This is a genomic window from Paenibacillus sp. FSL H3-0329, from assembly GCF_037963285.1.
In the GTDB taxonomy this organism is placed as follows: Bacteria; Bacillota; Bacilli; order Paenibacillales; family Paenibacillaceae; genus Paenibacillus_AQ; species Paenibacillus_AQ odorifer.
Map to the genome: position 1 here is coordinate 5,981,491 of NZ_CP150150.1, position 25,025 is coordinate 6,006,515.

Here is a 25,025-nt window from a genome sequence, read left to right on the forward strand (position 1 = left end):
GACCACCCTCCTTCATGCGTTATTTTATGTTACGGTATATTTTTTCTACTCTGTCCAAAGACTCATAACAATCGCTGTACTTCGTAAAGTGAATGGATTCTTTAGAGCCTAGAACAAGTATTCCAAAACGACTTAAACTTTCATGAAACAAGCCGTGTACATGATCACGCAGCTCATCATTGAAATAGATCATCACATTGCGGCAGAAAATAACATTAAACTCATTAAAAGAAGTATCTGTAGCTAAGTTATGCTCAGCGAATATAATGTTTTTGCGTAAATATGGCTGTAAAATAACCGAGTTATACTTCGCTGTATAGTATTCAGAGAATGCCCGGGTACCTCCCGCCTCCAAATAATTCTTAGTGTATTGCTTCATTCTGCTAATATCATAGACGCCTTCTTTAGCCTGCTGTAAAGAACGCTCATTCATATCTGTGGCATAAATCCGAGCCTTATCGTAAAGCCCTTCTTCATGAAGCAGGATGGCCATAGAGTATACTTCTTCACCAGTGGAGCATCCAGCATGCCAGATACGAATATAGGGATAAGTCCTCAACAACGGAACTACCTTCTGGCGAAACGTTAAAAATAACCCCGGGTCCCTAAACATTTCAGTAACCGGAATGGAGAGACTATAGACAAATCGTTCAAAACAGGCGCGATCATGCAGCACCTTTTCTTGCAGCGCGGATATGCTGTGTACATTCTCCGCATGCACATGATGCCAGATACGCCGCTTCAAAGAAGGCAACGCATAATTCCGGAAATCATACCCATATAAACGGTGTACTCCATCAAGGAGCAGCTCGATCTCAATTTGCTCCAACTCGTCACTTCCTACCATAACGGGCTGCTCCTCATATCCGTGTTCTATCGCTTTCATTGTTATCCCGACTCCCTTATTAACACACCGTGATTCTAGTCATGTTAGTTCTTAAAAAGGTATTACCCCAAATTTGAGTTTACGAATACAACCAGACACGCATTAACGAAAGAAGTTGACCTGTTGCGATCGGTTTCTTCATATAATCAGAAGCTCCCGCTTCAATACATTTGGCGCGATCCTCTTTCATTGCTTTGGCGGTAAGCGCAATAATAGGCAGTTTCTGATATTGCGGCATTTCACGGATTCGGCGCATAGCTTCATATCCGTCCATTTCCGGCATCATCATATCCATAAGCACGAGATCAAAATCTTCTTGCTCTACCAGCATTTCCAGCGCTTCACGTCCGTTCTCCGCAAACTTCACTTCCATGTGGTATTCTTCCAGTACACTAGAGAGTGCAAAAACATTACGAATATCATCATCGACGAGCAGTATTTTCTTCCCTTCGAATAACTCTTCCTTGTTATGCAGCTTCTGCAAAATTTTACGTTTATCTTCCGGAAGATTAGCTTCTACCCGGTGCAAGAACAACGTTGTCTCATCCAGTAGTCGTTCCGGAGAACGAACATCCTTGATAATTATGGATTCAGCATACTTGCGGAGCTGTGTCTCTTCTTTGCTATCTAAATCCTTACCTGTATAAATAATAATAGGAAGATCGTTTAATTCCTCATCATCACGAATCTGATCCAGCAGTTCAAAGCCGTTCATATCCCCAAGCATAAGATCCAGAACCATACAATCATATCTCTGCTTACGCAGCTCCATCAGTGCCTCATTGCCGGTTGATACCGCGGTAATAGCTACATCATCATGACCAATCAATTCCATAATGGAACGACGTTGAATCTCATCATCTTCTACAATCAGAAGGTACTTCACAGTGCTGGACGTATAGTTCTCAATTTGTGAGAAAGCCCGCTCCAATGCTTCTCTTGAAGATGGTTTTCTTAGATACGCCATAGCTCCCATCATCAATCCTTGCTTCACTTCATCGTTCACTGAGATAACATGAACAGGAATGTGACGGGTCTGAGATGCACTTTTCAGCTCTCTAAGAATGGTCCAGCCGTCCATTACAGGCAGCTGTATATCGAGAATAATCGCATCTGGCAAATAAGTTTTTGCCATCTGCAGTCCAATATCGCCTTGAAGCGCTACTAAGCCTTTAAATCTGCGACCACGAGCCATGTCTAGCAAGATTTTCGCAAAGCTTTCATCATCTTCAATAATAAGCAGGACTTTGTCATTCGCCGTCAAATTGTCACGGTCATCCTCAATTGTCAGTTGTGGAAGGGGTACGTTAACGGCTGCTGGCACTAAGGTTGGAAGCATGTCTCCAATATATTCATCATATGTTGAATCCTCTTTGGACACAGCAGCTTCTATTTCTGCAGGTTGTTTACTGTAATTTGCCTTCACCGGCAAATACAAAGTGAAGGTACTGCCTTGCCCCTCACGGGATTCGAGCACAATAGCTCCACCCATTATACGAACCAATTCACGGCTGATCGACAATCCCAGGCCCGTGCCTCCATATTTACGGCTGGTTGTTCCGTCTACTTGCTGGAAGGCTTCGAATACAATATCTGTTTTGTCAGCCGGAATACCAATGCCACTGTCCTTCACAGCAATAGCAATATATTCATTATCACTCGGCAGATTTAGTGGCAAGAGATTAGTATCTGCCGGGCTAACTGAAAACTCGATAAAACCTTCGGTTGTAAATTTAAAGGCATTGGAAAGCAGATTTCTTAAGACCTGCTTCAACCGATGACTATCGGCAATTACGCTATCTGGCAGCGGCTCGTTAAAGGCTATCCGTAAGGAGAGTCCTTTTTTGAGCGCCTGTGGAGCAAAATTCTGCTTCACAAAGCTTTTCAGCTCAGTCAGTTTAATTTCTTCATGATTCAGTTCCATTTTTCCTGCATCAACCTTGGACAGGTCTAAAATTTCATCAATCATCTTAAGCAGGTCAGCACCTGACATATAAATCGTATGGGCAAATTCAACCTGCTTCTCCGTTAAATTACCATCCTTGTTCTCGGTAAGCAGCTGGGACAAGATCAGCAGACTGTTGAGCGGCGTCCGCAATTCATGGGACATGTTCGCCATAAATTCCGATTTATACTTACTAGTCACGGATAATTGCATAGCCTGTTTCTCTAGCTGAACCTTAGCATGCTCAATTTCATCTTTTTTCTCCTCAACCTCCTGCACTTGCTCCTCTAGTGCACGAGTCTTGGCGACGAGTTCCGTATTGTAATGTTCCAGTTCCTCCTGCTGACGTTGCAGCAGTTCTTCTGAACGCTTAAGTGCGTCCGTCTGCTCTTCCAAGTTCTCATTGGAACGACGCAGTTCTTCTTGCTGAGTCTGCAGCTCTTCTGACTGACATTGCAGTTCTTCCGTAAGTGCTTGTGACTCACGCAGTAATTTCTCTACAATCAGACGACGACTAATATTATTGAAAATAATGCTTAAATTATTCGCAAGTTGTTGCAGCAAATCATTTTTCAGACTGCTAAATGGCTGGAATGAAGCGAATTCTACTACACCGAGCAGCTCGTCTTCAAAAATAAGCGGATGAATGGAAATATATCCTGGCTGTGAATCCACAAAGCCGGATTTCACGGAGATATAATCTTCAGGAGCCCGCTCCAATCTGATTGGGTGCATATCAAGCGCACTTTGTCCTACGAGTCCTTCTCCAATCACAAAACCTTCCTTTGGTTTCTTATCGCTATCTACTGCATAATAACCACTGCTTCGCAGAAAATCGGGACGGTTAGCATCCTTTAAATATACTGCCCCAAACTGGGCTCCCAGCACAGGGGTGAACTCGTTGATAAAGGTCTGTGAGACCTGATCCAATGAGCTAACCCCCCGGAGAAGTTCTGTCACCTGAGCAACATTTGCATTCAGCCAGGATTGATCATTCTGTGCCTGTGCATAGGCCTGTTCCATTTGCTGTTTCTCTTCAAGATCTAAAGCCATTTTCTTAAAGACAAGGGCAACCTCACCAATCTCATCTTTAGAAGTAACCTTGATGCGCCTTATAGCCCGAATTCTGCCGTTGCCGAAGCTGGTAATCATCATCGAAACGACGTTAAGCCCCCGCGTAATGCTTGGAATGATCCATAGAACAACTCCAAGTCCAAGTAGTAGACCCACAATCATCATCAAGATGACCATCTGAGTAGAGCTTTGATAGGCATCTTTAGCTTTTGCGCTCTCTTCATTCATAATAAAGGCATTATAATCAGAGAGACTGTTCAGAGCGTTTAATACCGCATTCTGAATCGCTTGTCCCTCTGTGTTAGAATACGTGCTGGCATTCTGGAAATAACCAGCTGATAGCAGCTTCAATATTTTTTCCTGATAATTTAGATAGATCGTATAAGAATCATCAATTTGAGTAACGATCTGCATCTCTTCAGCGCTAGTCATTGATTCTTTTATTTTGTCGTAGTGCTCATTCGCCTTAGCTATTTTTTTATCAATCTCTTTTTTTTGTGATTCTACCGTTGATGTATCAGCGCTTAACATGGTCGTCGTTAATATTCGCGCCATATCATTCACTTCTCCACGCATACCTGAAGAAGAACGCCCCTTCATATATCTATCCTGGTAACCCTCAAGCTGACCATTCATATAATCCAAACGATCGTATCCAATCATAGTAAGTGCCAGCATAATCGCCAGCATCGCACTAAAACCAATTAAGAGTTTAGCCTTTATTTTCATCCTCATTCTGTTCCCTTCTTCAGTGAGATCCACACTATACATTTGTCATCGTCACGCTCTTTAGGAACATCAGCATTGAAAAAAGCAGCCCGTATAGTTTCTTCCTTCCATTCATGCTCAACATTTAAATGCTTAATCATGAACTTCAGCTGCTCTTCCTGTTCACCCTCAACCAGCTCCAGCAGACCATCTGTATAGAGAACCAAATGCCCTTCATCTTCGTAGGTCAAGCTCTGAGGCTGAATATCAATCCGTTCAAACAGGCCTACAGGGTGACAATTACTTTCCAGCAAGACCGGAGTCTTAGCTGTGCCCTCAAAAAACAGCGCAGGTGGATGCCCAGCGTTAACATAGTCAATACGCTTTATACGAGTGTCAATCACAAGATAAATCGTCGTAAAATAGTATTGAATCAGCTTTTTCTCAATATAAAGTTGGTTAAACCTTCGATTGAGTTCCTGAATTACCTTTTCCGGCTCTACATAAGTAGTTACCGTGTCCTTTAATACTGACGCAAGGAACATGCAAAAAAGAGAGGACGATATACCGTGTCCCATAATGTCCAGGAGGATTACGCCATATCGGCCATCCCCAAGGGGATACCAGGCATATAAATCACCCGCCAATTCAGAGGAAGGCTGATAGATAGCATGCACCTCGAAATTCTCTTCCTGCAGGGGTAGGCTGAGTACAGCATTCTGCACGAGTGCAGCCAGTCTCAATTCCTCCTGAATCCGCTGATCCCGTTCCTTATGCCAATCTTTCTCACGTTTCAACCGCAGAGCAAGCCGAATCCGGGCCATTAGCTCCACTTTATTAATAGGTTTCGTAACATAATCTACTGCACCTGCATCCAGCGCTTCGGCCAATTTCTTAGAATCGCCTACAGCTGTAACCATTATTATTGGAATATCCTTAAGATGTTCGTATTGCTGCACAACACGACATGCTTCGATCCCATCCATTTCTGGCATCATCATATCCAGTAAAATCAGATCAATATCTGACATCCGGGGACGTCCATCTTCACTCCCCGAACCGATTCCAAGCCGTTCCAGCATCTCTTTGGCAGAGGATGCGGTTACGAAATTTCGGTAATCTTCTTTTTTCAGGATTTCACGGATAATGATAACATTAGTCGGATTGTCATCCACGATTAAGATTCTCATCATCTTCACCTCACACGAGTAGTATTACGACCGTAAAATTCTGCAAACCTATTAACTATATCATACGCTATTTTACAGTGTTATTTCTATTTTCATAATATGTAAATATAGTCATAGGATCAATTTACGTATTCAGCAAAGTAACCTCCAGCCCCACTATACCTAGTGGGGCTGGAGGTTACTCTATTCTAAAGACAGCCTATGTTTATTAACCAATTTGCTCAAATATGAAACACATTAGGAAGAAATACTATCAAATAAATCAATTCCTTCAAATTCACCCGCCAAATTTCGATATATTTTGAGTGCATTATTCCCTCTCAGGTATACATCCCCATCTTCGGCTATAAAATACGGTTTTCCCAAAGTATCTTGCAGATTATCTGTTAAAGGATCGATTTCTACGCCATCTACATGTAAACCGAACTGCTGTGCTTGCGGAGGTGCAACATGTACATAAAGTACAACACCCTCGCCCACACCCACTGTCACATCTGCGTAGTGGTACTCCACTGTCTCTAGCAATGGATCATTTGTCACCGCAAGCGGATTGCCTTTGGTCAGAAGCAGTTCTTCCTTTGTGGTGTATAAAGCGACACCTTGCAGAGAATCAAAGCGATTTATATATGGGCTGGATGCTGAAGCATGTTCAAATGCGAGAACCGACTTAGGTTGTTCAATAAAAGTAGAGATAGGCACCAACTGTGGAGACGCATCAAAGTATGGGAAAAGAAGACCAAATAAAAGGATCATCATGTTCATGTTGTGTCCCACCTTTCTTATCTGCAGCCACCGATTACAGAAGCCTTACTATCTTATGCTTAATGACGAAATTTCTTCCAAAGAGTTGCAGCTACGTCTACACCTTTTAGCACTGTAGCTATTTTTCCCGGTGACTTCTCAGCATAAATGGCATCATAGGAGTTAACAGTACGTTCTTCAGCAGGAGTTAACGGAGCTTCTTTTATAGAGACTTCCTTACTCTTCTCCTTCAGCTCACGCGATTTACGATATTTCTCAATCACTGTGACTGACACTTGTTTGACCGTTAAGGTCAGCTCATTCATGACATCACCCAGATTCTTGACAGAATCGATGACTGGGTCAATCTTTTGAATCTTATGCTGTACATCGGCAGTGATTTCATTTGCGTGTCTGACCGTCGTTTTCACTTCATAAGTAAGCTCATCCATCGTCTTCTGTACTTCCACCAAGGTTTGGCTGACTTTGTCGAGTGAATCCTTTGCCGACTTTAAGGTTTTAATTAAAAAGAAAACAAGTACTGCGAATGCAATTGCGACGAGAGCTACACTAAGTTCAATGATCATATTCATAACCCCTTCCATATCTCATAAATATCGGCTAATCAGCCTTGTATACTGCATAGTTACCCCTGGTCCCATAAGCCGAAACATCTTGTCGAGTCTTGTCAAGAGTCCCTCTTCCCTTTTGTTTCAAAATCAAAGTCCCCGTTTATACAATGACTACATTAATCAAAAAAGGATAGGTGATATGTAATGTTAAAATGGTCCGCAATACTACTTGTAGTCGCAGTAATCGCCGGAATCTTTGGTTTCTTCAACCTTGTAGCCGCCGCCGCTGGTCTTGCTAAGATCCTGTTCTTCGTCTTCCTGGTTCTGTTTGTAATTTCTCTCTTCACGGGACGCAGAGGTAGATCTATGTAGTAGCCCCTCATTTTAATGGTGTGACTGTCGTATCCCTCCCATATCTATCCATATATCTTATTCATCATGCAGAAAGTATAGGTCATTCCTGCACGGATGTCACTTGAGAAAATAAGAAATGTTGAATGGGTGGTTCATCACGCATCATTTACGTTTACTAGCATATTAGCAAACAGCGCTTTTGGAAAAAAATACATCCAACCCCCACTAGGAGGAACCAAACATGAAAAAAATCGTCAGCCTTACAGTAGCCTTAGGTCTTATGGCTTCCATTGCTGCTACAGCTTCAGCAGCTGAAGTAACTAACACTACTACGGATCCTGCAACCGTAACTGGAAGCACTTACAGCAATTCTTTTGAAACAATTATCACTCCAGCGGATATGATTCCAGCAACACCACAAATAGTGCTGACCGAGAAAACACCTTTCTACTTTTCCGTCGGAGGTATAATTCCAGCAGGCTGGCTTGGCGTTCAGACTCTTGATACAACAGGTGAAGTTATTTCGGACACTTGGGGTAATGAATGGAGAGAAATTTACACTTGGTTAGGAAAAGCATGGGTTAAGGTTCCTGTAACAGCCAACGTGATCTTACCTTAATTATCAATATGCGAAAAAAGGGTGTCCCAAGAGCCAAAAAAATGGCCGATGGTACTGCCCTTTTTTTATGTGGAGAGTACATATTCTGAACAGATAAAACAGGAAGAGCTACCCCCTCAGTAGAGAATTCTACTAAAAGGATAGCCCTCTTGCGCGTACGCCCGCCATCGTTCACCCGTCACAAACATGCGATGCTGTCGCTTCCTGCATTTTTCATATATTTAGCGAATGACCGAACCTCCGTAGAGAAAACGATTCATCCAAGAAGCGCTTAGTTTATCTACTCTTACCCCGCCTGAAGCTACGGAATAAGTTTGTAGAACTTGTCCATCTCCTAGATACATTGCAACATGCGATATTCTAGCTGTAGATTTGTCGATTCCCTCATAAGCAGAAGCAGAATTTCCCTTATAATCCATAAAGAACATTAAGTCGCCGCGCTTCAAATTGGAAATAGACGTAACCATCGTACTATTCGACTTCACCCAATCTCCTTGTTGACGGGAATCCGCCGGCAGTTTGAGATTCGCAGCATCCATAAAAATTTGCCGGATGAAGTCCGAGCAGTCAAAGGTTCTTGTATCATTTCTGCTGGAGCCATACTCATAAGGCGTTCCTAGATATCCCATGCCTGCAGCAATTACCCGTTCGATTTGGGCTGAAGCCCCCGGTGTTGTTATAGGCGGATTAGGTGTAGGTGTAGGTGTAGGCGTAGGCGTAGGCGTTGGTGTAGGCGTTACCGTTCCAGATCCCCCACCGTTTCCTGAAAGTGTACTATATTGATCACTTGAACTTATATATCCGATGCTACCATCCGCCGCTTTAACTTGATACCAGTAACTGTTAGGCTGTGCCAGAACTTCTACTTTTTCTCCCTTATTCAAAAGCTTCATTACTTTTCCGCTTGTTGAAGGTGAAACCCGAAGATTCACACCATACTTAATGGTGCCAGTTTGTGCCGATGGTGTCGTTACTGAAGCAGAGGATACGCTGATATACTTATCTCCTGCACTTGTATAACCCACTGAACCATCAGCCGTTTTTACTTGATACCAATAGCTGTTAGGCTGCGAAAGGATCTGCACTTGATCTCCCTTTTGCAAGTACTTCACTATTTCTCCGTCAGTAGAAGGAGTGCTGCGAAGGCGAACACTAGCCTCGATTACACCTGTTTGAACGGCTGAAGCTGCTGTAACTGAATTAGATGAACTTGAGGCTGCCGCTGCTTGTCCAGGAGCAGATACTCCTAAACCTGCAACAATTGCAGCAGATACTAACAAAGATGCTGTAATTTGCTTATGTGATTTGATCATACGTTCCCCCAAATTCCATGATGAGATTTCAATAAAGGATTGTACTACATTATTCCTTTATGCCCTCATTATAGGCTTGCCCGGGATTTGGAACATGCTCCAAATTTCACATATAATCATGCCACTTTATGGTAACATACAGGTCTAAAGTCTTGATTTCTCCTTGAATATGTGTGTTTTTTCCTTAATATAGCATTTTTAATTTATTTTTTAGGTTCCACGTGCACCTGCACATTCATAATATTATGCATTTTGCTCATTCTTTCTTCGATGGAATCACTTATTTCATGACCTTCTGTCACAGAAATATTCGCATCCACCTCCACTACAACATCCACATGCACATGATTACCATGAACCCGTGCCTTCACATCTTTAATCTCTTCTACTCCCGGCGTTCGAGCAATCGTACTGCGTAGATCCATCAATTTATCTTCATCAAAGCCATCCGTAAGCCGATAGGTCGAATCACGAAAAATATCCCAAGCGGTCTTGGAGATAATGAGTCCGACAAGAACAGCTGCTGCGGAATCAATCCATGGCAAACCAAACTGTGCGCCCACAATCCCAACTGCGGCTCCAACACTGACCATAGCATCAGAAAAATTATCCTTAGCCGCTGCCATAAGTGCCCCACTGTTAATTTGTTGGGCCAGTCTTTTGTTATATATGTATACCCCCATCATAGCTACTGCACATACAATAGCCACCCCTGCCGACCAGAGCTGTGGCGTTTCTTTTGTACGATCGAAAAAGGACCGCACCGCCTCTACAATCACTTGAATGCCCACTACCGCCATGATAAAAGAAGCCAATAACGCCGCTACGGTCTCTGCGCGGAAATGTCCATAAGCGTGGTCAGAGTCAGGTGGCTTCCGCGAAATCCGTAAACCCACCAGCACAGCTATAGATGCCACGATATCTGTTAAATTGTTGACCCCGTCCGCTACGAGTGCGCTAGATGCAAATAAATAACCGCAAACCAGCTTGAATGATGATAGGATGAGGTAAGCCGCTATGCTAACCCAAGCTCCTCGTTCCCCTTTACGTATATCTTCGTAAATATCAGTCATCTTGGCTCCCCCTCTTTTTCCCCGATTATTTAAAATACGGAAAAGAATTCTTTCAATTATTCTTGCCCTTGTGGCAGCATTTAAAAACAATTAGAATAAAGTGTAAGGACTTGCTTCGAAGGAGGTTATCATAATGAGCGAAAGCAACGATAAAGGAAAAATCAACTTAGCGGAAGCTATCCGTAAAAAACTGGAGCAGAAGAAACAACAATCTTCCTCCAAACCTGGATCCACATTTCAGGCTGGTTCCGCCAAACCGCTAAAAAGCCAAAATAACAAAAAGCCTAACAACCAACGCCGTCGTACTGGCGGATCTTAGTATTTACTTATATTTAAACATAAACGGCTGCGAATCCCTCGGGGAAACGCAGCCGTTTATACGTTCATCCTGCCTGATAGGATGGATTAGAACTCTTCAAATTCATAACTGATTCTCTTTATTGTACGATTAGCCAGCTGAAAACATGCGCTTTGGAAAACTCAAGGGCTAAAGACTCCCGTCTTAGAAGCCCGCGTATACTCCCCGTAGAATTCCACTTGTTAATAACTTTTCAAAATTGAAATTATAAAGACAGCTACCCTGATCCTAAAAGGATTAGAGTAGCTGCTTCATGGGTTCCTTCCGCATAGCGGAAATTAAATATTATACTTCTACAGGATACATGCGCTGGCGCATTTCCTTAATTTCTGGATTCTCCAAATATTCATCGTAGCTCATGGAGCGGTCAATTACACCTGTAGGTGTAATCTCGATGATGCGGTTAGCAATGGTTTGGATGAACTGATGGTCATGGGAAGTGAATAGAATCGTGCCATCGAAATCGATCAGCCCGTTATTCAGTGCCGTGATGGATTCCAGATCCAAGTGGTTGGTTGGTTCATCGAACACAAGCACGTTTGCGCCGTTGAGCATCATTTTGGCCAGCATACAGCGAACCTTCTCGCCCCCGGACAGCACGCTTGCTTTCTTCAGTGCTTCTTCTCCGGCGAACAACATACGGCCCAAGAATCCACGCAGGAAAGTTTCGTCCTGATCTTTAGAATACTGGCGTAGCCATTCTACAAGATTCATTTCTACACCATCGAAATAGCTGGAGTTGTCTTTCGGGAAATACGCTTGAGTTGTAGTTACTCCCCATGTATATTCCCCCGCATCCGCTTCTTGCTCACCCATGATCACATCAAACAGCAGTGATTTAGGCTGGGAGTAAGGGCCCACAAAAGCAATCTTATCCCCTTTGTTTACTACAAAGCTGATTTCATCAAGAAGCTTTTCACCTTCAACCGCTTTGGACAAACCGCTGACTGTCAGCAATTGTTTACCCGCTTCACGTTCAGGTTTGAAGTTGAGGAACGGATATTTACGGTTGGACGGACGAATATCGTCCAGTGTAATTTTCTCAAGTTGTTTCTTACGTGATGTCGCTTGTTTAGACTTGGAAGCATTGGCCGAGAAACGCTGGATAAATGCCTGCAATTCCTTGATTTTATCTTCCTTCTTCTTGTTCGAATCACGCTGCAAAGCTTGTGCAAGCTGACTGGACTCATACCAGAAGTCGTAGTTGCCGACGTACATTTGGATTTTGCCAAAATCAATATCCGCAATATGCGTACATACTTTATTCAGGAAGTGACGGTCATGGGATACGACGATAACAGTACCTTCATAGTCCATGAGGAAGTTCTCTAACCAGCCAATAGATTCGAGATCCAAGTGGTTGGTAGGCTCATCTAGCAGCAGGTTATTTGGACGGCCAAACAAGGCTTGCGCCAAGAGTACCCGTACCTTTTCATTGCCGCTCAGTTCGGCCATTTTTTTGTCATGCAGTTCACGCATAATTCCGAGACCAATCAGCATGGCAGCTGCATCTGGCTCAGCATCCCAGCCGTTAAGCTCAGCGAACTCACCTTCAAGCTCCCCTGCACGCAGGCCATCCGCTTCTGTGAAATCGGACTTCGCATAAAGTGTGTCCTTTTCTTTCATAATTTCATAAAGGCGTGTGTGACCCATAATTACGGTCTCAAGTACTGGGAATTCATCATACTCAAAATGGTTCTGTTTGAGTACTGCGAGACGTTCGCCTGGTGTAACATGTACCTCACCGGTATTTGCTTCGATCTCACCAGACAGAATTTTCAGAAAGGTTGATTTACCGGCACCATTGGCGCCAATCAAACCGTAGCAGTTACCAGGGGTGAATTTTATGTTTACATCTTCAAAGAGAGCGCGTTTTCCGTAGCGGAGTGTTACGCCGCTTGTGCTAATCATTACGCATTACCATCCTTTTCACTTAGGGTTTCGGCTCATTATAGCATAAATAGAGAGCAAAAAGCCCGTAAAATAGCCTTTTCAGCTGTTCTCTCCAATACTAAAGTTATTCCAGCTGCTGTACAGAGGTCGCCAGTAAGGAGGAATTTTTTCAATTATTGTCCAGTTATGCGATTCTCGGGTTGTATAACAAGCGTTTCACCATAACTGAGCGTACGGATTCTTTCTTCAGAAATACCTTGTTTAAGCCGGGCACTTTCCATCCGATCCAGCGCTTCCCGGGCCGTATCATCAGCAAGTCTATAGGTGCCGTAATGCATCGGAATCATGGTCTCCGCTCCAACATCTACAAATGCTTGTATAGCCTCTTCAGGGGTTACATGCTGCGAGGTCATGAACCACTCGGGTTCATAAGCTCCAATCGGCATGAGTGCAACATGAAGCTTATAGCGGCTCCCAATCTCCTTAAAACCCGGAAAATAACCGCTATCTCCTGCGAAATAGAGGTTTGGGGGCAGCTTGTCGCTATCCGATTCGATCGGCTGCAGAATATATCCTCCCCAATGCGAAGTGTTCGTGTCCCAAGGCGTTCTCCGCGTCCAGTGCTGAGTCGGCACGAAGGTAAGCTTAATTTTACCCAGCGTATTTTCCTGCCACCATTCCATTTCTATGCAGTTGCGAAATCCTTTGCGGAGCATCTTTCGTTTCAAGCCTATAGGAACAACAAGGGTTGTCCCTGCTCTATATAATTTACGGATAGAAGCCATATGCAAGTGGTCATAATGAGAGTGCGAGATCAGAATCAGGTCAATGGGAGGCACTTTGCTGAGCGGAATCCCGGGTTGCCCCAATCTTTTCTCAAAGCCCAGTCTTCTCGCCCAGATTGGATCAGTAATGATATTCATCCCTTCATATTGAAGGAAAAACGTTGAATGCCCAATCCACGTAATGGTAGTCTCCAGCCGATTCTCAGCCAGATAAGCTAACCTCGGTGGCGTACTTGGCACTACATATGAATAATCTTTTTTCTTCCGTCGACGTTCCTCCCGCCACTTCCGAAACTCTTTAAGTGTTTTATCGGTACTCACATTGTCGAGGTTATTGTAGCGAAATTTAACCATAGAGCACCTCATCTTTAGAAGTTTGCCGAGCACGCTTTACTTTAGCGAATATAATACAACTATATTGAACGGCAGAGTATTTTGCAAAATATACAAGTTACTTAGTAAGGGTGCGCCCTTTTTCCGCAAAATATCTAAGCACCCTTTTGTGTTTCACGCCAGAAATGAGATAATATGTGTATAAAGTATGGCGGTGCATATACCGTTCAAGGGGGAGCTACGTATGAAGATTACTTTTATTGAACCGACTCCAAGTCCAAATACGATGAAGCTTCATTTGGACGAAAGTCTGGAACCTGGAATCCGCAGAACCTATACACCAGAAAGTGAACGTTCCGCACCTGCCTGGGCACGCGAAATGTTAACGATACCGGGCGTTATTAGCATCTATCATGCTGCTGACTTTGCAGCGCTCGAACGCAAGGGCAATGCGGATTGGGCAGCAATTCTAAGAGAAGTCCAGAACCGCTTCGGCAACAGCGAAGGCTTAATTGACGATTGGAATCTTGCCGATGAGAACGCTGGCGCTCATTTCGGCGAAGCCCAAGTCTTCGTCCAGATGTTCCGCGGAATTCCGCTGCAAATCCGCGTTAAGACCGGCGCGAATGAAGAGCGCATCTCCTTAGCAAACCGCTTCACGAAGGCGGTTATGGATGTGGCTAGCGCCGTGATGATTAAAGAGCGTAAGCTCACTGATTACGGCGTGCGTTATGGCGAGCCCGCGGAGATTGCACGCGAGGTGGAGCAAGAGGTGGAAGCGGCGTATCCGCAGGAACGCCTCGACTCTCTCGTGCAGCAAGCCATTGCGCACGGCGCCGAAGGCGAGTTCGTCGAGCAGAGACGAACCCGCAGTCAGGATGAGCTGCTGCGAGACCTGAAGCATGAGGATTGGCGCGTGCGTTACGCCGCGCTGGAGGATCTTACGCCGACGGCGGAGCTCCTGCCGGAGCTTAAGGCGGCGCTGCACGATCCCAAGCTGCATATTCGCAGGCTTGCGGTCGTGTATCTAGGCGACCTTCGCACGCCTGAAGCGATGGAGCTGCTCTATGAGGCGATGGCAGACAGCGCGCCAGCCGTGAGACGTACGGCAGGCGATACGCTGTCCGACATCGGCGATCCTGCCGCCACGCCAGTGATGACGGCAGCACTGACAGATAAGAGCAAGCTTGTCCGCTGGCGCGCAGCTCGTTTCCTCTATGAGGTGGGCACATCCGATGCCCAAGAAGCGCTGTCAGTTGCGGCGGAAGATCCGGAATTCGAGGTTGGACTTCAGGCCAAAATGGCTTTGGAACGTATCGCTTCCGGTGAAGCAGCGGCGGGTACCGTTTGGCAGCAAATGTCAGAGCGTCGTCGCAGCTAACATTCCCTACCGGATTTTGTCATTGCTTGACTTGCGAACTTGCTTTATACTAATTCCTGTTGTTTATAAATGAATGAAGTAAAGATAGCCTCGTCATACTAAGATGAGGTAGAGGTCGCGGATATAAAGAGTACGCGCGTGGAGACGTTAGAGCCGTCTATGAATCGCGTCGAAAGGAATATCTGCCGAAGTCTGCACTGTCGCTCTTACAGCGGTGCAGGCTGGGGCCGTTGCCGAAAGGCACGGAACTGTCACATTGTATAACCTGCATAAGCAGCAGGTCATAATGTGTTGCGCTATCTTCACAGGGAGTATGATGCGGAGCTGTATAGATGGAAACCGCAGATATAGTCTGCGGTTTCTTTGCGTTTACAGAATTTGTATATTTAGTGTTTGTCCATAACCTTATGGAGACCACCAAATACACTCTCCCGCTCTGCGGGAGGAAGCAGCTCAGCACTCCCCGTTCATGAATTGAAAGATTAGATCATAAGGAGTGTCAAATCATGCAGGGCAAGCAGCAAAATCTAGCACAAGGCAACGTAGGTAACCCGCCTGAGCTAAAAAAATCATTTAAAGCAAGGCATTTGACCATGATTGCGCTTGGAGGATCTATTGGTACTGGACTCTTCCTGGCCAGTGGTGGCGCTATCGCTTCAGCCGGACCCGGTGGAGCACTTCTAGCCTATACGGCTGTTGGTGTTATGGTTTATTTCCTCATGACCAGTCTGGGAGAGCTCGCTACCTATTTGCCGGATTCGGGCTCATTCAGCACTTACGGCACGCGTTTCGTCAGCCCCGCTTTTGGGTTCGCCATCGGCTGGAACTTCTGGTATAACTGGGCGGTTACGATTGCAGCAGAATTGTCTGCCGCCACCGTCATTATTAAATATTGGTTCCCGGACAGTCCCTCCTTTCTCTGGAGTCTCGTGTTCCTGCTGCTGATGTTCGGTCTTAATTTCCTATCTGCTCGTGGATACGGAGAATCAGAATATTGGTTTGCCATTATCAAAATTATTACTGTTATCGCCTTCCTTATTGTCGGAGTTTTGATGATTTTCGGAATCATGGGCGGAAAAGCCGTAGGCTTCAGCAATTTCCAGATCGGGGGCAGCTCGTTCCACGGTGGCTTCTTCGCTTTCGTCGGTGTCTTTATGGCTGCGGGATTCTCCTTCCAAGGCACCGAGCTAATCGGTGTTGCAGCAGGTGAGAGTGAGAACCCTCGCCGTAACGTACCTATTGCTATTCGCCAAGTCTTCTGGCGTATATTAATCTTTTATATCCTCGCTATACTAGTAATCGGAATGCTGATTCCTTACACGAATCCAGATCTGCTGCGCGGTGGTATTGATGATATCGGAGTCAGTCCGTTTACGATCGTATTTAATAAAGCAGGACTTGCTATTGCCGCATCCGTCATGAATGCTGTCATTCTCAGCTCCGTATTGTCAGCCGGGAACTCGGGAATGTACGCCTCCACCCGCGTCCTGTACGCTATGGCTAAGGATGGAATGGCTCCACGTGCTCTAGGCAAGCTTAATCGCCGCGGTGTTCCTGTTGGTGCTTTGCTCGTGACCACAGCCGTTGGTATGTTAGCCTTTTTAGCATCATTCTTTGGTGATGGTGCTGTATACAACTGGTTGCTTAATGCTTCCGGTATGTGTGGATTTATTAACTGGCTCGGCATCGCTGTCTGCCATTATCGTTTCAGACGCGCCTTTATAGCTCAAGGTCATTCCCTTGATGAGCTGCCTTACCGGGCTAGATGGTTCCCGTTTGGGCCTATATTTGCCTTAGTACTTTGTACGGTAGCCATCCTTGGCCAGAATATGGGTGCCTTCTCAGGTGGAAACATCGACTGGTACGGTATTGCCGTTTCCTATATCAGCCTGCCATTATTCGTCTTGATTTGGGCCGGCTATCGCTTCTTCCGCAAGAGTAATATTATTCCTTTGGAAAAATGCGATCTTAGTACTCACCCAGAATAAATAGACTCCGCAAAAAAGGGATATCCAGAAGCCTGAAAGGCTGCGGGATATCCCTTTTTATATAAATCAATCTAGTATATTCAACTCCTGATTTTACTTAGCCCTTTGCCTATTCCCAAGTCACATACACTTTTAGATCACCCGTATTATCAAAAGAAGTGCTAGAATAAGACACTTCCTCTAGTCCAAGTTTATATAACTCCTGTAGATCATTCTTCAGCTGGGTTCCACTACCGTGATAACGGAATAATAAAGATCCCTCTCCTGAAGCGACAGCCTTATTCGCCAGCTGAATTAAATCTGCTGCTGAACGTACAATCCGTTCCTCGGCATACAGCTCATAATTAAGGTCCTTCTGAAGCTGCTTATACACCCCGGCGTTCTGTCCTCCACGCTCTACAAGTGCTGACAAGGTCTTATAATAGGCCACCGAAGCTGCCGGATAAGACTTCGTCCAGCTATGGTCCTGACGCATTTGTGCATCCGTCTTCAAGTAATACGCGGTGCTTACCACGCCGGCTTTATCAGGTGTCGGGTCATCCCAAGTTGTGTCGAGATGATACCATCTCCCTTCGAGCAGCACTAGATTCCAAGCATGAGACTGGCTGCGTCCTCCCGGCTGTTTTGCAGTGCCCTCGACGATTTTATTACTGAATCCCGCTTCCTTGAGCAGCTTATAGGTCAACAGCGAATACCCTTGGCAAACGGCACTGCCACTCTTCAGGCCTTCATAAGCCGTATATTTACGATAAGAGGTATCATACTTCAGACGCAGCACCACCCAGTCGTGGATAGCCTTAACCTTCTGATGATTATTCATGCCCGGTGTAATGATCTTCTTGAGCGTTGCCTTTACTTCTTTGTTCACAAAAGCGGTCTGCTCCAGCGTTTCCAAGTATTTCACTTCTACCGTAACCTTTACAGAACTTTTGCTCCCTCGATAAGTGTATCCGTAGCTATCTATGATGTAATACAAATAGGGATCGCTATTCATCGCTTGATCTAGACCCGTTTGTATCTGTGTTTTTAAATTCGAGGTTTTCCCCTCATAAGTAAAAGTGATAGTCTCTCTACGATTATTCATCGCACCGGTTAGCTTCTGGGCAATTTCACTCACAGAACGAACGGTCGGTGAAGTCGTGGCCGCATAAGCATGCCCCCAGGTCCAATACAATGTCGGGGGAATGGCTGCGCAAATAATCACTCCTCCAAGAATGACTTTTGCCAACGTGAAGCGTTTTTTCCACATAATTATTCTGATCCTCCGGCTCCTACAGACTTATTCAAAACCCTCCATTTAATAGATAATGAAGACTTGGGCAAAAAAAGACTGTTCTCTGTAGAATAATTCTACTCTGAGAACAGCCTCTAAACCAGATCAATATGAATTATTTCTTTAGGGGTGTAATGATATAGGTCTCTCCTATTACTGTTTCAAATTCCAGCCCCGCTCCTTCAATCTGTGTACCATCCGGTTTTTGAATGAGCAAAGGCTGGTGTTGAACAATTCTGCAGGATCGGCCATGAGTCGAGGTAACCTCTGCCCTTGTTAAACAGCCCCCGCTCCATTCTATAGTCATGACAAAGCCACCACGTGCCACCAACCCTTTCACGCTGCCTTCAGACCATTCCTCTGGAAGAGCAGGTAATAGTTCCAGACCCTCCTGATGACTCTGCAAAAGCATTTCTGCTATTCCGGCTGTAGTGCCGAAGTTTCCATCAATCTGAAACGGAGGATGATTTCCGAACAGGTTCGGCAAACTGGAATCTTGCAAAATGCGACGTAGACAGCTAACCGCACTCTCGCCATCCTTCAGACGCGCATAAAGATTAAGCAACCATGCTGCGCTCCAGCCTGTATGGCCACCTCCATGTTCTATACGTTTCTTCAGTGTTAAGGCTGCCGCCTCCGCTAGCTCTGGTGTGGAGGAAGGGCTAATTACGTTCCCAGGGTACAGGTCATACAAATGAGAAACATGACGATGCCCAGGCTCTTGTTCAGCAAAATCCTCATTCCATTCGCGGACAGTTCCGTCCGGTGCGATCCCTTGGTGGGCAAGCTGTTTCTGTTTCTGCATAAGCTCCTGACGCAGCTCTACATCGGTATTTAAAATATCAGCAGCCTGAATGCAGTGCTTGAACAACTCAGCGATAAGCGATAAATCCATAGCTGAGCCAGCCGAGACACTGCATGGTGTGCCGTCAGCAGTCAGAAATACATTCTCTGGCGAGGTAGACAGACCTGTCGTCCATCTTCCATCAGGCAGCTCTACTAGCCAATCCAGACAAAACAATGCGGCTCCCTTTAATATGGGATAAGCTGTGCGCAAATAGTCCTCATCTGGACGGAAAGCGTAACGCTCCCATAGATGGCGAGAGAGCCATACCCCGCCCATCGGCCAAAAAGCCCACATCGCCTTACCGTCCGATGGAGAAGTCATCCGCCACAAATCGGTATTATGGTGTACTGTCCAGCCGCGTGCGGCATAATGAATATTCGCTGTACGGCTGCCAGCCACGCTAAGCTCCGTAATAAAATCTATTAAAGGTTCATGGCATTCGCCCAATCCGCATAACTCGGCCGGCCAATAATTCATTTCGGTGTTTATATTTGTCGTATAATTGCTGTTCCATGGTGGCTGAATATTGGGATTCCAAATGCCCTGCAGATTCAGAGCTTGTGTCCCCGGCCGTGAGCCAGCAATCATAAGATAGCGGCCATACTGGAACAGTAGCGCTTCCAGTTCAGGATCCGTCTGTCCTTCGCGGTATTGTGCCAGTCGCTCATCAGTCGGAAGCTCTCCCCGGGAGGCAGCAGATGCAAGCGTCAGCTGCACACGGCGGAACAGGGATTGATGATCCTCTAGGTGGCGCTGCTTAAGCTCTGCGTATCCTTTTGAGGCTGAAGCTAACTGCTCTAGGCACAATTCCGCTGGCAGCTTGCCACCGCTTCCCGGCATCCGGTCATACCCGGCATAATCGGTTGCCGCAGCCAGACGAAGGGTAATGGAGTGCGCGCCAGAAATCAACAGCGAGCCGTTCTCCGCTGCACAAGCCCCACCTTCCGTCTGGATCTCCATAACCGCAGCAAAACTTATGCTAAGGCCCTCTTCATATAATACGGCACGCGGGTGATCCCCTACGTAGTTATCAGCCACATGCGACGGGGCACGGCCAGTCATAATCAGCATGCCATCCGGAGTAATCTCCGAGTGGGAAGGATGCGGTGATGCCAGATCCGCCCAGAAATCTGGCAGAGTAGCTTGGCCCTCTCCCCCCTCCGCACGGATATGAAGAGCTATAAGCTCATCCGGTCTGCTGGCCAATACTTCACGTACGATCCTTACACCACCGGCAGTATAGGATACCGTAGCCAACGCCCGATCCAGATCAAGCTCCCTCCCGTAATCCTCTACAGCACCTGCAAAATTAAACTTCAATCGCAAATCTCCAAGTGGTTGATAGGATTCCGTCCGGCTGCCTAACATTTTGGCGTCCACCAGTGCTTCTGCTTCCTTGTATTTTCCCTCTGCTACTAGCTGTTTGGCTGGGGCTAAATACCGCAGTGCCTCATAATTGGCTTTATCCCGCGGCAAACCCGACCATAAGGTGTCTTCATTTAATTGAATCCGTTCTTCTTCGATTCCACCAAAGACCATGCCGCCCAGCCTGCCGTTACCTACGGGCAGCGCCTCTTCCCATACAGCCGCCGGCTGCTTGTACCATAACTCATGCTGTCCGGAGTTCTTGCTCTCTCCCATGTATATTCCTCCTGTCCTGTTATGACCGGTGAAAAGCAATCAGCGGGAGGCCCGGACTTTCGTTCGGACTTCCCGCCATCTTCATGCTTTTATTGTATTAGACGAAATTTAATAATTAATCATTCCAAAGTTTCACGCGTTGTTTAACCAGCTCTTCACGCAAATCTTCAGCTTTCGTTACACCAGCTTTATCTAGCTCAGCCATGTAAGCATCCCAAACTTTATCGAAATCAGCTGGTTTAGACAAGATTGCTTCAGGGATCCGTTTCCAACTGATATCCTTCAGCTTGTTGTCAAGAACGACGATTTCGCTATCCCCAGGAATCGTGATGTTCCATGCCGCGCCCCAAGGTTTAACTTTGAACTCATCTTCACTAGGGAAGAGGTCTTTCCAAGTGGTTGCTTTGTAAGCAGCAAGTGTTTCTTTTTCAACCGCATTGTAACCTACGGTTACTTGCTCAGGGAAACGAGTTGTGTAGTAGTTACCAGATGGATCCAATACACCGTCGCCATAGTGAGCGCTCAGCAATGCATAGTTTGATCCGACATTACCCAAGCCAGTTTCTTTTTGGAAGTTGGTAGTGTCATTATATTTACGGTCGTTCACATCTTCAGGAATGACACGTTTGCCATCAACAACATTGTAGTGTTTGCCTTCAATACCCCAGTTAACCAATACTTGACCTTCGTCGGAAGCTAGGTAGTCCAGGAATTTAATTGCACGAACTGGATCTTTAGCATCTACGCTGATCCCAATTCCGTTACCACCCATGAAGCCTGTAGGCCAGAAGGAGGTTTCTTTGTACTCCTCAGACAAGGTTACAGGATAGTGTCCATAGCCTTGATCCAGCTTGCCTTCAGCTTTCAATGCTCTTTCTCCATCGCCATAACCCCAGTCTTGGTCAATCAAACCAATAACGCGGCCGGTAGCGATTTTAGCTTTGTACTGATCATACTTTTGAACGAAACTTTCTGGATCAAGCAATCCGATATCGTTCATGTGGTTGAGCCAGCGGAAATATTCTTTTTCAGCCGGACGACGGAAGTGATAAGTTACTTCTTGGGTGTCGATATCAATCGCATATTCACCATCGTCAGGAGAACCAGTAGTAATAAATGCTGGGTTAGTTACTGTAATGTACATGTACCAATCGTCTGCATTCAGAGTCAGGCCGATGTTTTTGTTACCATTTTCATCGGTAGGATGTTTTTCCAGGTAAGCCTTGATTACGTTCTCATAATCTTGAACAGTTTTGATTGCAGGATATCCAGCTTCTTTAACAGCACGGTGCTGTAGTTCAAATCCGCCACCAGCATCAAAATATTTGTTGTCCACACCTGCATAGGTAGGGATGGCATAAATCGCATGATCATCGTCACTGTAACGTGAACGTTTCATGCCTTCTTCGCCCAATACTTTTTTGATATTCGGAGCATATTTTTCAATCAGGTCTGTTAGATCAAGCATTGCGCCTGCATCCACCAGCTTGCTGACATCAGTCTTAGCACTGATCAAATCCGGATATTCACCGCTCGCTGCGATCAAGGCTACTTTTTGTTGAGGATCACCAACTGCATATTCAGCATTTAGGGTTACTCCCGTTTTTTCCGTAATCACTTTACCAACTTCATCTTGCATACCTGTCCAGTTCGGGTTAGGGTCTGCACTGAAGAAGGTCATCGTGAGCGGGGAAATATCCTCAGCCGCATTGGTCGCATTTCCAGCATTAGTTGCGTTGCCGCCTGTATTTCCAGCTGCAGCATTACCGTTGTTGCCATTGTTACCGCCGCAGCCTGCAAGCACACCGAGCAGCATAATAGAAGTGAGCGTTAATGCCGTAGCTTTGGCTTTTATCTTTCTATTACTTCCCATTAAATAAACCCTCCTTAAAATTGTTTATCTATCGTATCACAGGTGAAGACCTGTTAATACTTTACCCAGCTTGCCAAAAGAAAACGGATACACAATAGGTTTTAAGCATAGGGGAGACTAAGCTCCCCCGTTGAACTGTGATTAGCTCTTCACAGCACCAAGTGTCATACCTTTAACAAAATACTTCTGAATGAACGGATAAACCAACAGGATCGGTACGGTTACGACAATCGTAATCGCCATTTTGAGCGACTCCGGCGAGACCTGATTGGAAGCCAGCGAAGCAATGTTGGAGCGGTAGTCGCCTCCGTTACCACTGGTTGTGGTCTGTAGAACCTTCATCAATTCATATTGCAATGTGGTCAAGTTAGGGCTTGAACCATTGTACAGATAAGTATCAAACCAAGCATTCCATTGACCTACTGCTAGGAACAGCGCGATCGTTGCTAGCGCTGGCTTCATCAATGGCAGAATAACCCGGAAGTAGATAGTAAAGTCATTGGCTCCATCCAGCTTCGCCGATTCCTGCAACGCATACGGCAGGCCGTCGATGAAGGAGCGGATAACGAAGACGTTAAAGGCACTAACCAGTCCAGGCAATACATAGACTGCAAAGCTGTTCATCATATGCAGATCCTTGATCAGCATATATATTGGAATCATTCCTCCTGAGATATACATGGTCATTGCCAAGAATGTGGAAACAAACTTGCGACCTGCAAAGTCAGGGCGGCTGATCGTAAACGCCAGCATCGAGGCACTGATCAGTCCGAACAAAGTACCGATAATTGTCCGCAAAGCGGATATTTTAAACCCGGTGATTAATCCGGAGAAAGTGAAGATCTTTAGGTAATTGTCCCAGGTAAAATCCCGGGGATAGATGGTCACTCCACCGCGCACACTGTCCACTGAATCATTCAGTGAGATTGCAAGCACGTTCAAAAACGGATAAATCGTGATTACAACCACGAACAGTACTACAAAATATACAAAGAAATCAAAGATCCGGTCTGACCATGACTTTCCGGTGATAGCTGAATTTCCCACTGTAATGCTCTCCTTTCATGAAAAGGGCAATTTACTGCCACGATTGGGTAGAAGGGCCTTCTGTGCTACAGAAGGCTCTCTTTTGTTGTACGTTTGAAGATTCCATTAATCGTAAACAGTAGAATTACACTGATCACTGAGTTGAATATATTGATCGCAGTACCGTAGGAATATCTCGCCATGCCCAGTCCGTATTTCAGTGAATACAAGTCTAGCACTTGAGAATAGTCGGTAACGAGGTTGTTTCCAAGCAAGAATTGCTTCTCAAAGCCGATATTGAGCAAATTACCCACCGACATAATGAGTAGTACAGTAATTGTTGGGCGAATACCCGGAAGTGTAATATGCCATACCTGACGAAGCCTGCTGGCACCGTCTACCCGGGCCGCTTCGTACAATTCAGGCCCAATACCTGCGATAGCTGCAAGGTAGATGATGGCGTTCCATCCGGTCTCTTTCCAGACATCCGATAAGGTAACGATTCCCCAGAAGAGATGGCCCTGGGCCATAAACTGGATAGGTGCGTCTATGAATCCTATTCCTAACAAGATATCGTTTACAAGACCATTTTCACCAGATAACATTTTAGTTACAATCCCCGCTGCAACCACCCATGATACAAAGTGGGGCAAATACGAGACTGTTTGAGCAAATCTTTTAAAGAAGCCAAGACGCACTTCATTGAGCAATATTGCAAACGTTATTGGAAAGATAAATCCTGCGACTAAGCCCATTCCACTCATCGCCAGCGTATTACGCAGCGCCAGAAGGAATTGCGAGTCACTGAACAGTGTCTTAAAGTGTTCAAAACCTACCCATTCTTGTTCAAAAAAGCCACGTGCGGGCTTGTACTTTTGAAAAGCCATCGTCCAGCCCCATAATGGGAGATAACTGAAGACGAATGCCCAGATCACAAAAGGTATCGACATCATCCATAAGTACTTTTGATTCTTAAAGCTTCTCCAAAACCGTCCTCCTGAAGCAGGCTTTTTGTTGCGTGTTCGGGTATCCGGCGGGATTTGAGAAGTTACTGTGTCCGCTTTCATAAAGCCCCTCCTCTCTATGTCTATATTCTAAATCTCTGTAAGCGATTGCAGTACCCTATAAATTCGACCTAAAATCAGGTGAAAA

Annotated in this window: 19 protein-coding genes and 1 riboswitch; of the genes, 5 read left to right on the forward strand and 14 right to left on the reverse strand. The window is 45.5% G+C overall.

The genetic code is table 11. From position 1 onward, the window contains the following. Positions 1-19: 19 nt before the first annotated feature. The 5 genes from NSQ66_RS26430 to NSQ66_RS26450 all read right to left on the reverse strand — a co-directional run bounded on the left by NSQ66_RS26430 (position 20) and on the right by NSQ66_RS26450 (position 7,137). The gene (locus NSQ66_RS26430) at positions 20-886 is read right to left on the reverse strand and encodes a protein-glutamate O-methyltransferase CheR (RefSeq protein WP_051491113.1); all 867 of its coding nucleotides are present in this window, start codon (positions 884-886) and stop codon (positions 20-22) included. 79 nt (positions 887-965) lie between these two features. Continuing rightward, complete coding sequence (locus tag NSQ66_RS26435; RefSeq protein ID WP_036680346.1) at positions 966-4,634, reverse strand: response regulator; 3,669 nt, start codon at positions 4,632-4,634, stop codon at positions 966-968. A gap of 2 nt (positions 4,635-4,636) precedes the next feature. Continuing rightward, positions 4,637-5,803, reverse strand: a complete 1,167-nt coding sequence (locus tag NSQ66_RS26440) for a fused response regulator/phosphatase (RefSeq protein ID WP_038573328.1) — start codon at positions 5,801-5,803, stop codon at positions 4,637-4,639. Between the two features lie 237 nt (positions 5,804-6,040). Then, a complete protein-coding gene (locus tag NSQ66_RS26445) occupies positions 6,041-6,565 on the reverse strand; it encodes a hypothetical protein (RefSeq protein ID WP_076142230.1) in 525 nt (174 codons plus the stop codon). A 59-nt stretch (positions 6,566-6,624) separates the two neighbouring features. Next, positions 6,625-7,137, reverse strand: coding sequence for a DUF948 domain-containing protein (locus NSQ66_RS26450; protein ID WP_326058466.1), 513 nt, complete (start codon positions 7,135-7,137; stop codon positions 6,625-6,627). 183 nt (positions 7,138-7,320) lie between these two features. Here NSQ66_RS26450 and NSQ66_RS26455 point away from each other — a divergent pair, with 183 nt between their 5' ends. Both NSQ66_RS26455 and NSQ66_RS26460 read left to right on the forward strand, forming a co-directional pair. After that, positions 7,321-7,488 (forward strand): DUF1328 domain-containing protein, encoded by a 168-nt coding sequence (locus tag NSQ66_RS26455; RefSeq protein ID WP_036680225.1) that lies wholly within the window; start codon positions 7,321-7,323, stop codon positions 7,486-7,488. A 223-nt stretch (positions 7,489-7,711) separates the two neighbouring features. Then, on the forward strand, positions 7,712-8,089 hold the full coding sequence (locus tag NSQ66_RS26460; RefSeq protein WP_076142231.1) for a hypothetical protein: 378 nt from the start codon (positions 7,712-7,714) through the stop codon (positions 8,087-8,089). Between the two features lie 221 nt (positions 8,090-8,310). On the opposite strand, the gene NSQ66_RS26465 is transcribed toward NSQ66_RS26460, so the two are convergent. Further along, positions 8,311-9,402, reverse strand: coding sequence for an SH3 domain-containing C40 family peptidase (locus NSQ66_RS26465; protein WP_076104193.1), 1,092 nt, complete (start codon positions 9,400-9,402; stop codon positions 8,311-8,313). A gap of 203 nt (positions 9,403-9,605) precedes the next feature. Next, positions 9,606-10,475 carry a cation diffusion facilitator family transporter gene (locus tag NSQ66_RS26470; RefSeq protein ID WP_076142232.1) on the reverse strand — a complete coding sequence of 290 codons (870 nt, stop codon included), beginning with the start codon at positions 10,473-10,475 and terminating at the stop codon, positions 9,606-9,608. Positions 10,476-10,608: 133 nt separating this feature from the next. On the opposite strand from NSQ66_RS26470, the gene NSQ66_RS26475 reads away from it, so the two are divergent. Beyond that, complete coding sequence (locus NSQ66_RS26475; protein WP_036680230.1) at positions 10,609-10,794, forward strand: hypothetical protein; 186 nt, start codon at positions 10,609-10,611, stop codon at positions 10,792-10,794. A gap of 324 nt (positions 10,795-11,118) precedes the next feature. Here NSQ66_RS26475 and NSQ66_RS26480 read toward each other — a convergent pair whose 3' ends face one another. Together NSQ66_RS26480 and NSQ66_RS26485 are read right to left on the reverse strand one after the other, a co-directional pair. After that, on the reverse strand, positions 11,119-12,744 hold the full coding sequence (locus NSQ66_RS26480; protein ID WP_038573336.1) for an ATP-binding cassette domain-containing protein: 1,626 nt from the start codon (positions 12,742-12,744) through the stop codon (positions 11,119-11,121). Between the two features lie 155 nt (positions 12,745-12,899). Then, entirely contained in the window at positions 12,900-13,865 is a 966-nt protein-coding gene (locus NSQ66_RS26485) for an MBL fold metallo-hydrolase (protein WP_076142233.1), read from the reverse strand. A gap of 223 nt (positions 13,866-14,088) precedes the next feature. Between NSQ66_RS26485 and NSQ66_RS26490 the strand changes: the two genes are divergently transcribed. Together NSQ66_RS26490 and NSQ66_RS26495 are read left to right on the forward strand one after the other, a co-directional pair. Then, complete coding sequence (locus NSQ66_RS26490) at positions 14,089-15,225, forward strand: virulence factor (RefSeq protein WP_076142234.1); 1,137 nt, start codon at positions 14,089-14,091, stop codon at positions 15,223-15,225. 101 nt (positions 15,226-15,326) lie between these two features. After that, positions 15,327-15,532, forward strand: a riboswitch (Lysine riboswitch). Positions 15,533-15,731: 199 nt separating this feature from the next. Then, on the forward strand, positions 15,732-17,213 hold the full coding sequence (locus NSQ66_RS26495; protein WP_076128694.1) for an amino acid permease: 1,482 nt from the start codon (positions 15,732-15,734) through the stop codon (positions 17,211-17,213). 109 nt (positions 17,214-17,322) lie between these two features. Here the strand turns inward: NSQ66_RS26495 and NSQ66_RS26500 are convergent, their stop codons facing one another. The 5 genes from NSQ66_RS26500 to NSQ66_RS26520 form a co-directional block, all read right to left on the reverse strand. Further along, entirely contained in the window at positions 17,323-18,462 is a 1,140-nt protein-coding gene (locus NSQ66_RS26500; protein WP_076128696.1) for a transglutaminase domain-containing protein, read from the reverse strand. A gap of 139 nt (positions 18,463-18,601) precedes the next feature. Then, the gene (locus NSQ66_RS26505; RefSeq protein ID WP_076142235.1) at positions 18,602-20,974 is read right to left on the reverse strand and encodes a glycoside hydrolase family 95 protein; all 2,373 of its coding nucleotides are present in this window, start codon (positions 20,972-20,974) and stop codon (positions 18,602-18,604) included. A 115-nt stretch (positions 20,975-21,089) separates the two neighbouring features. Continuing rightward, a complete protein-coding gene (locus tag NSQ66_RS26510; RefSeq protein ID WP_080742630.1) occupies positions 21,090-22,847 on the reverse strand; it encodes an ABC transporter substrate-binding protein in 1,758 nt (585 codons plus the stop codon). A 141-nt stretch (positions 22,848-22,988) separates the two neighbouring features. Continuing rightward, positions 22,989-23,894 carry a carbohydrate ABC transporter permease gene (locus NSQ66_RS26515; protein WP_076128700.1) on the reverse strand — a complete coding sequence of 302 codons (906 nt, stop codon included), beginning with the start codon at positions 23,892-23,894 and terminating at the stop codon, positions 22,989-22,991. A 65-nt stretch (positions 23,895-23,959) separates the two neighbouring features. Continuing rightward, the gene (locus NSQ66_RS26520; protein WP_076100584.1) at positions 23,960-24,940 is read right to left on the reverse strand and encodes an ABC transporter permease subunit; all 981 of its coding nucleotides are present in this window, start codon (positions 24,938-24,940) and stop codon (positions 23,960-23,962) included. Between the last annotated feature and the right edge of the window lie 85 nt (positions 24,941-25,025).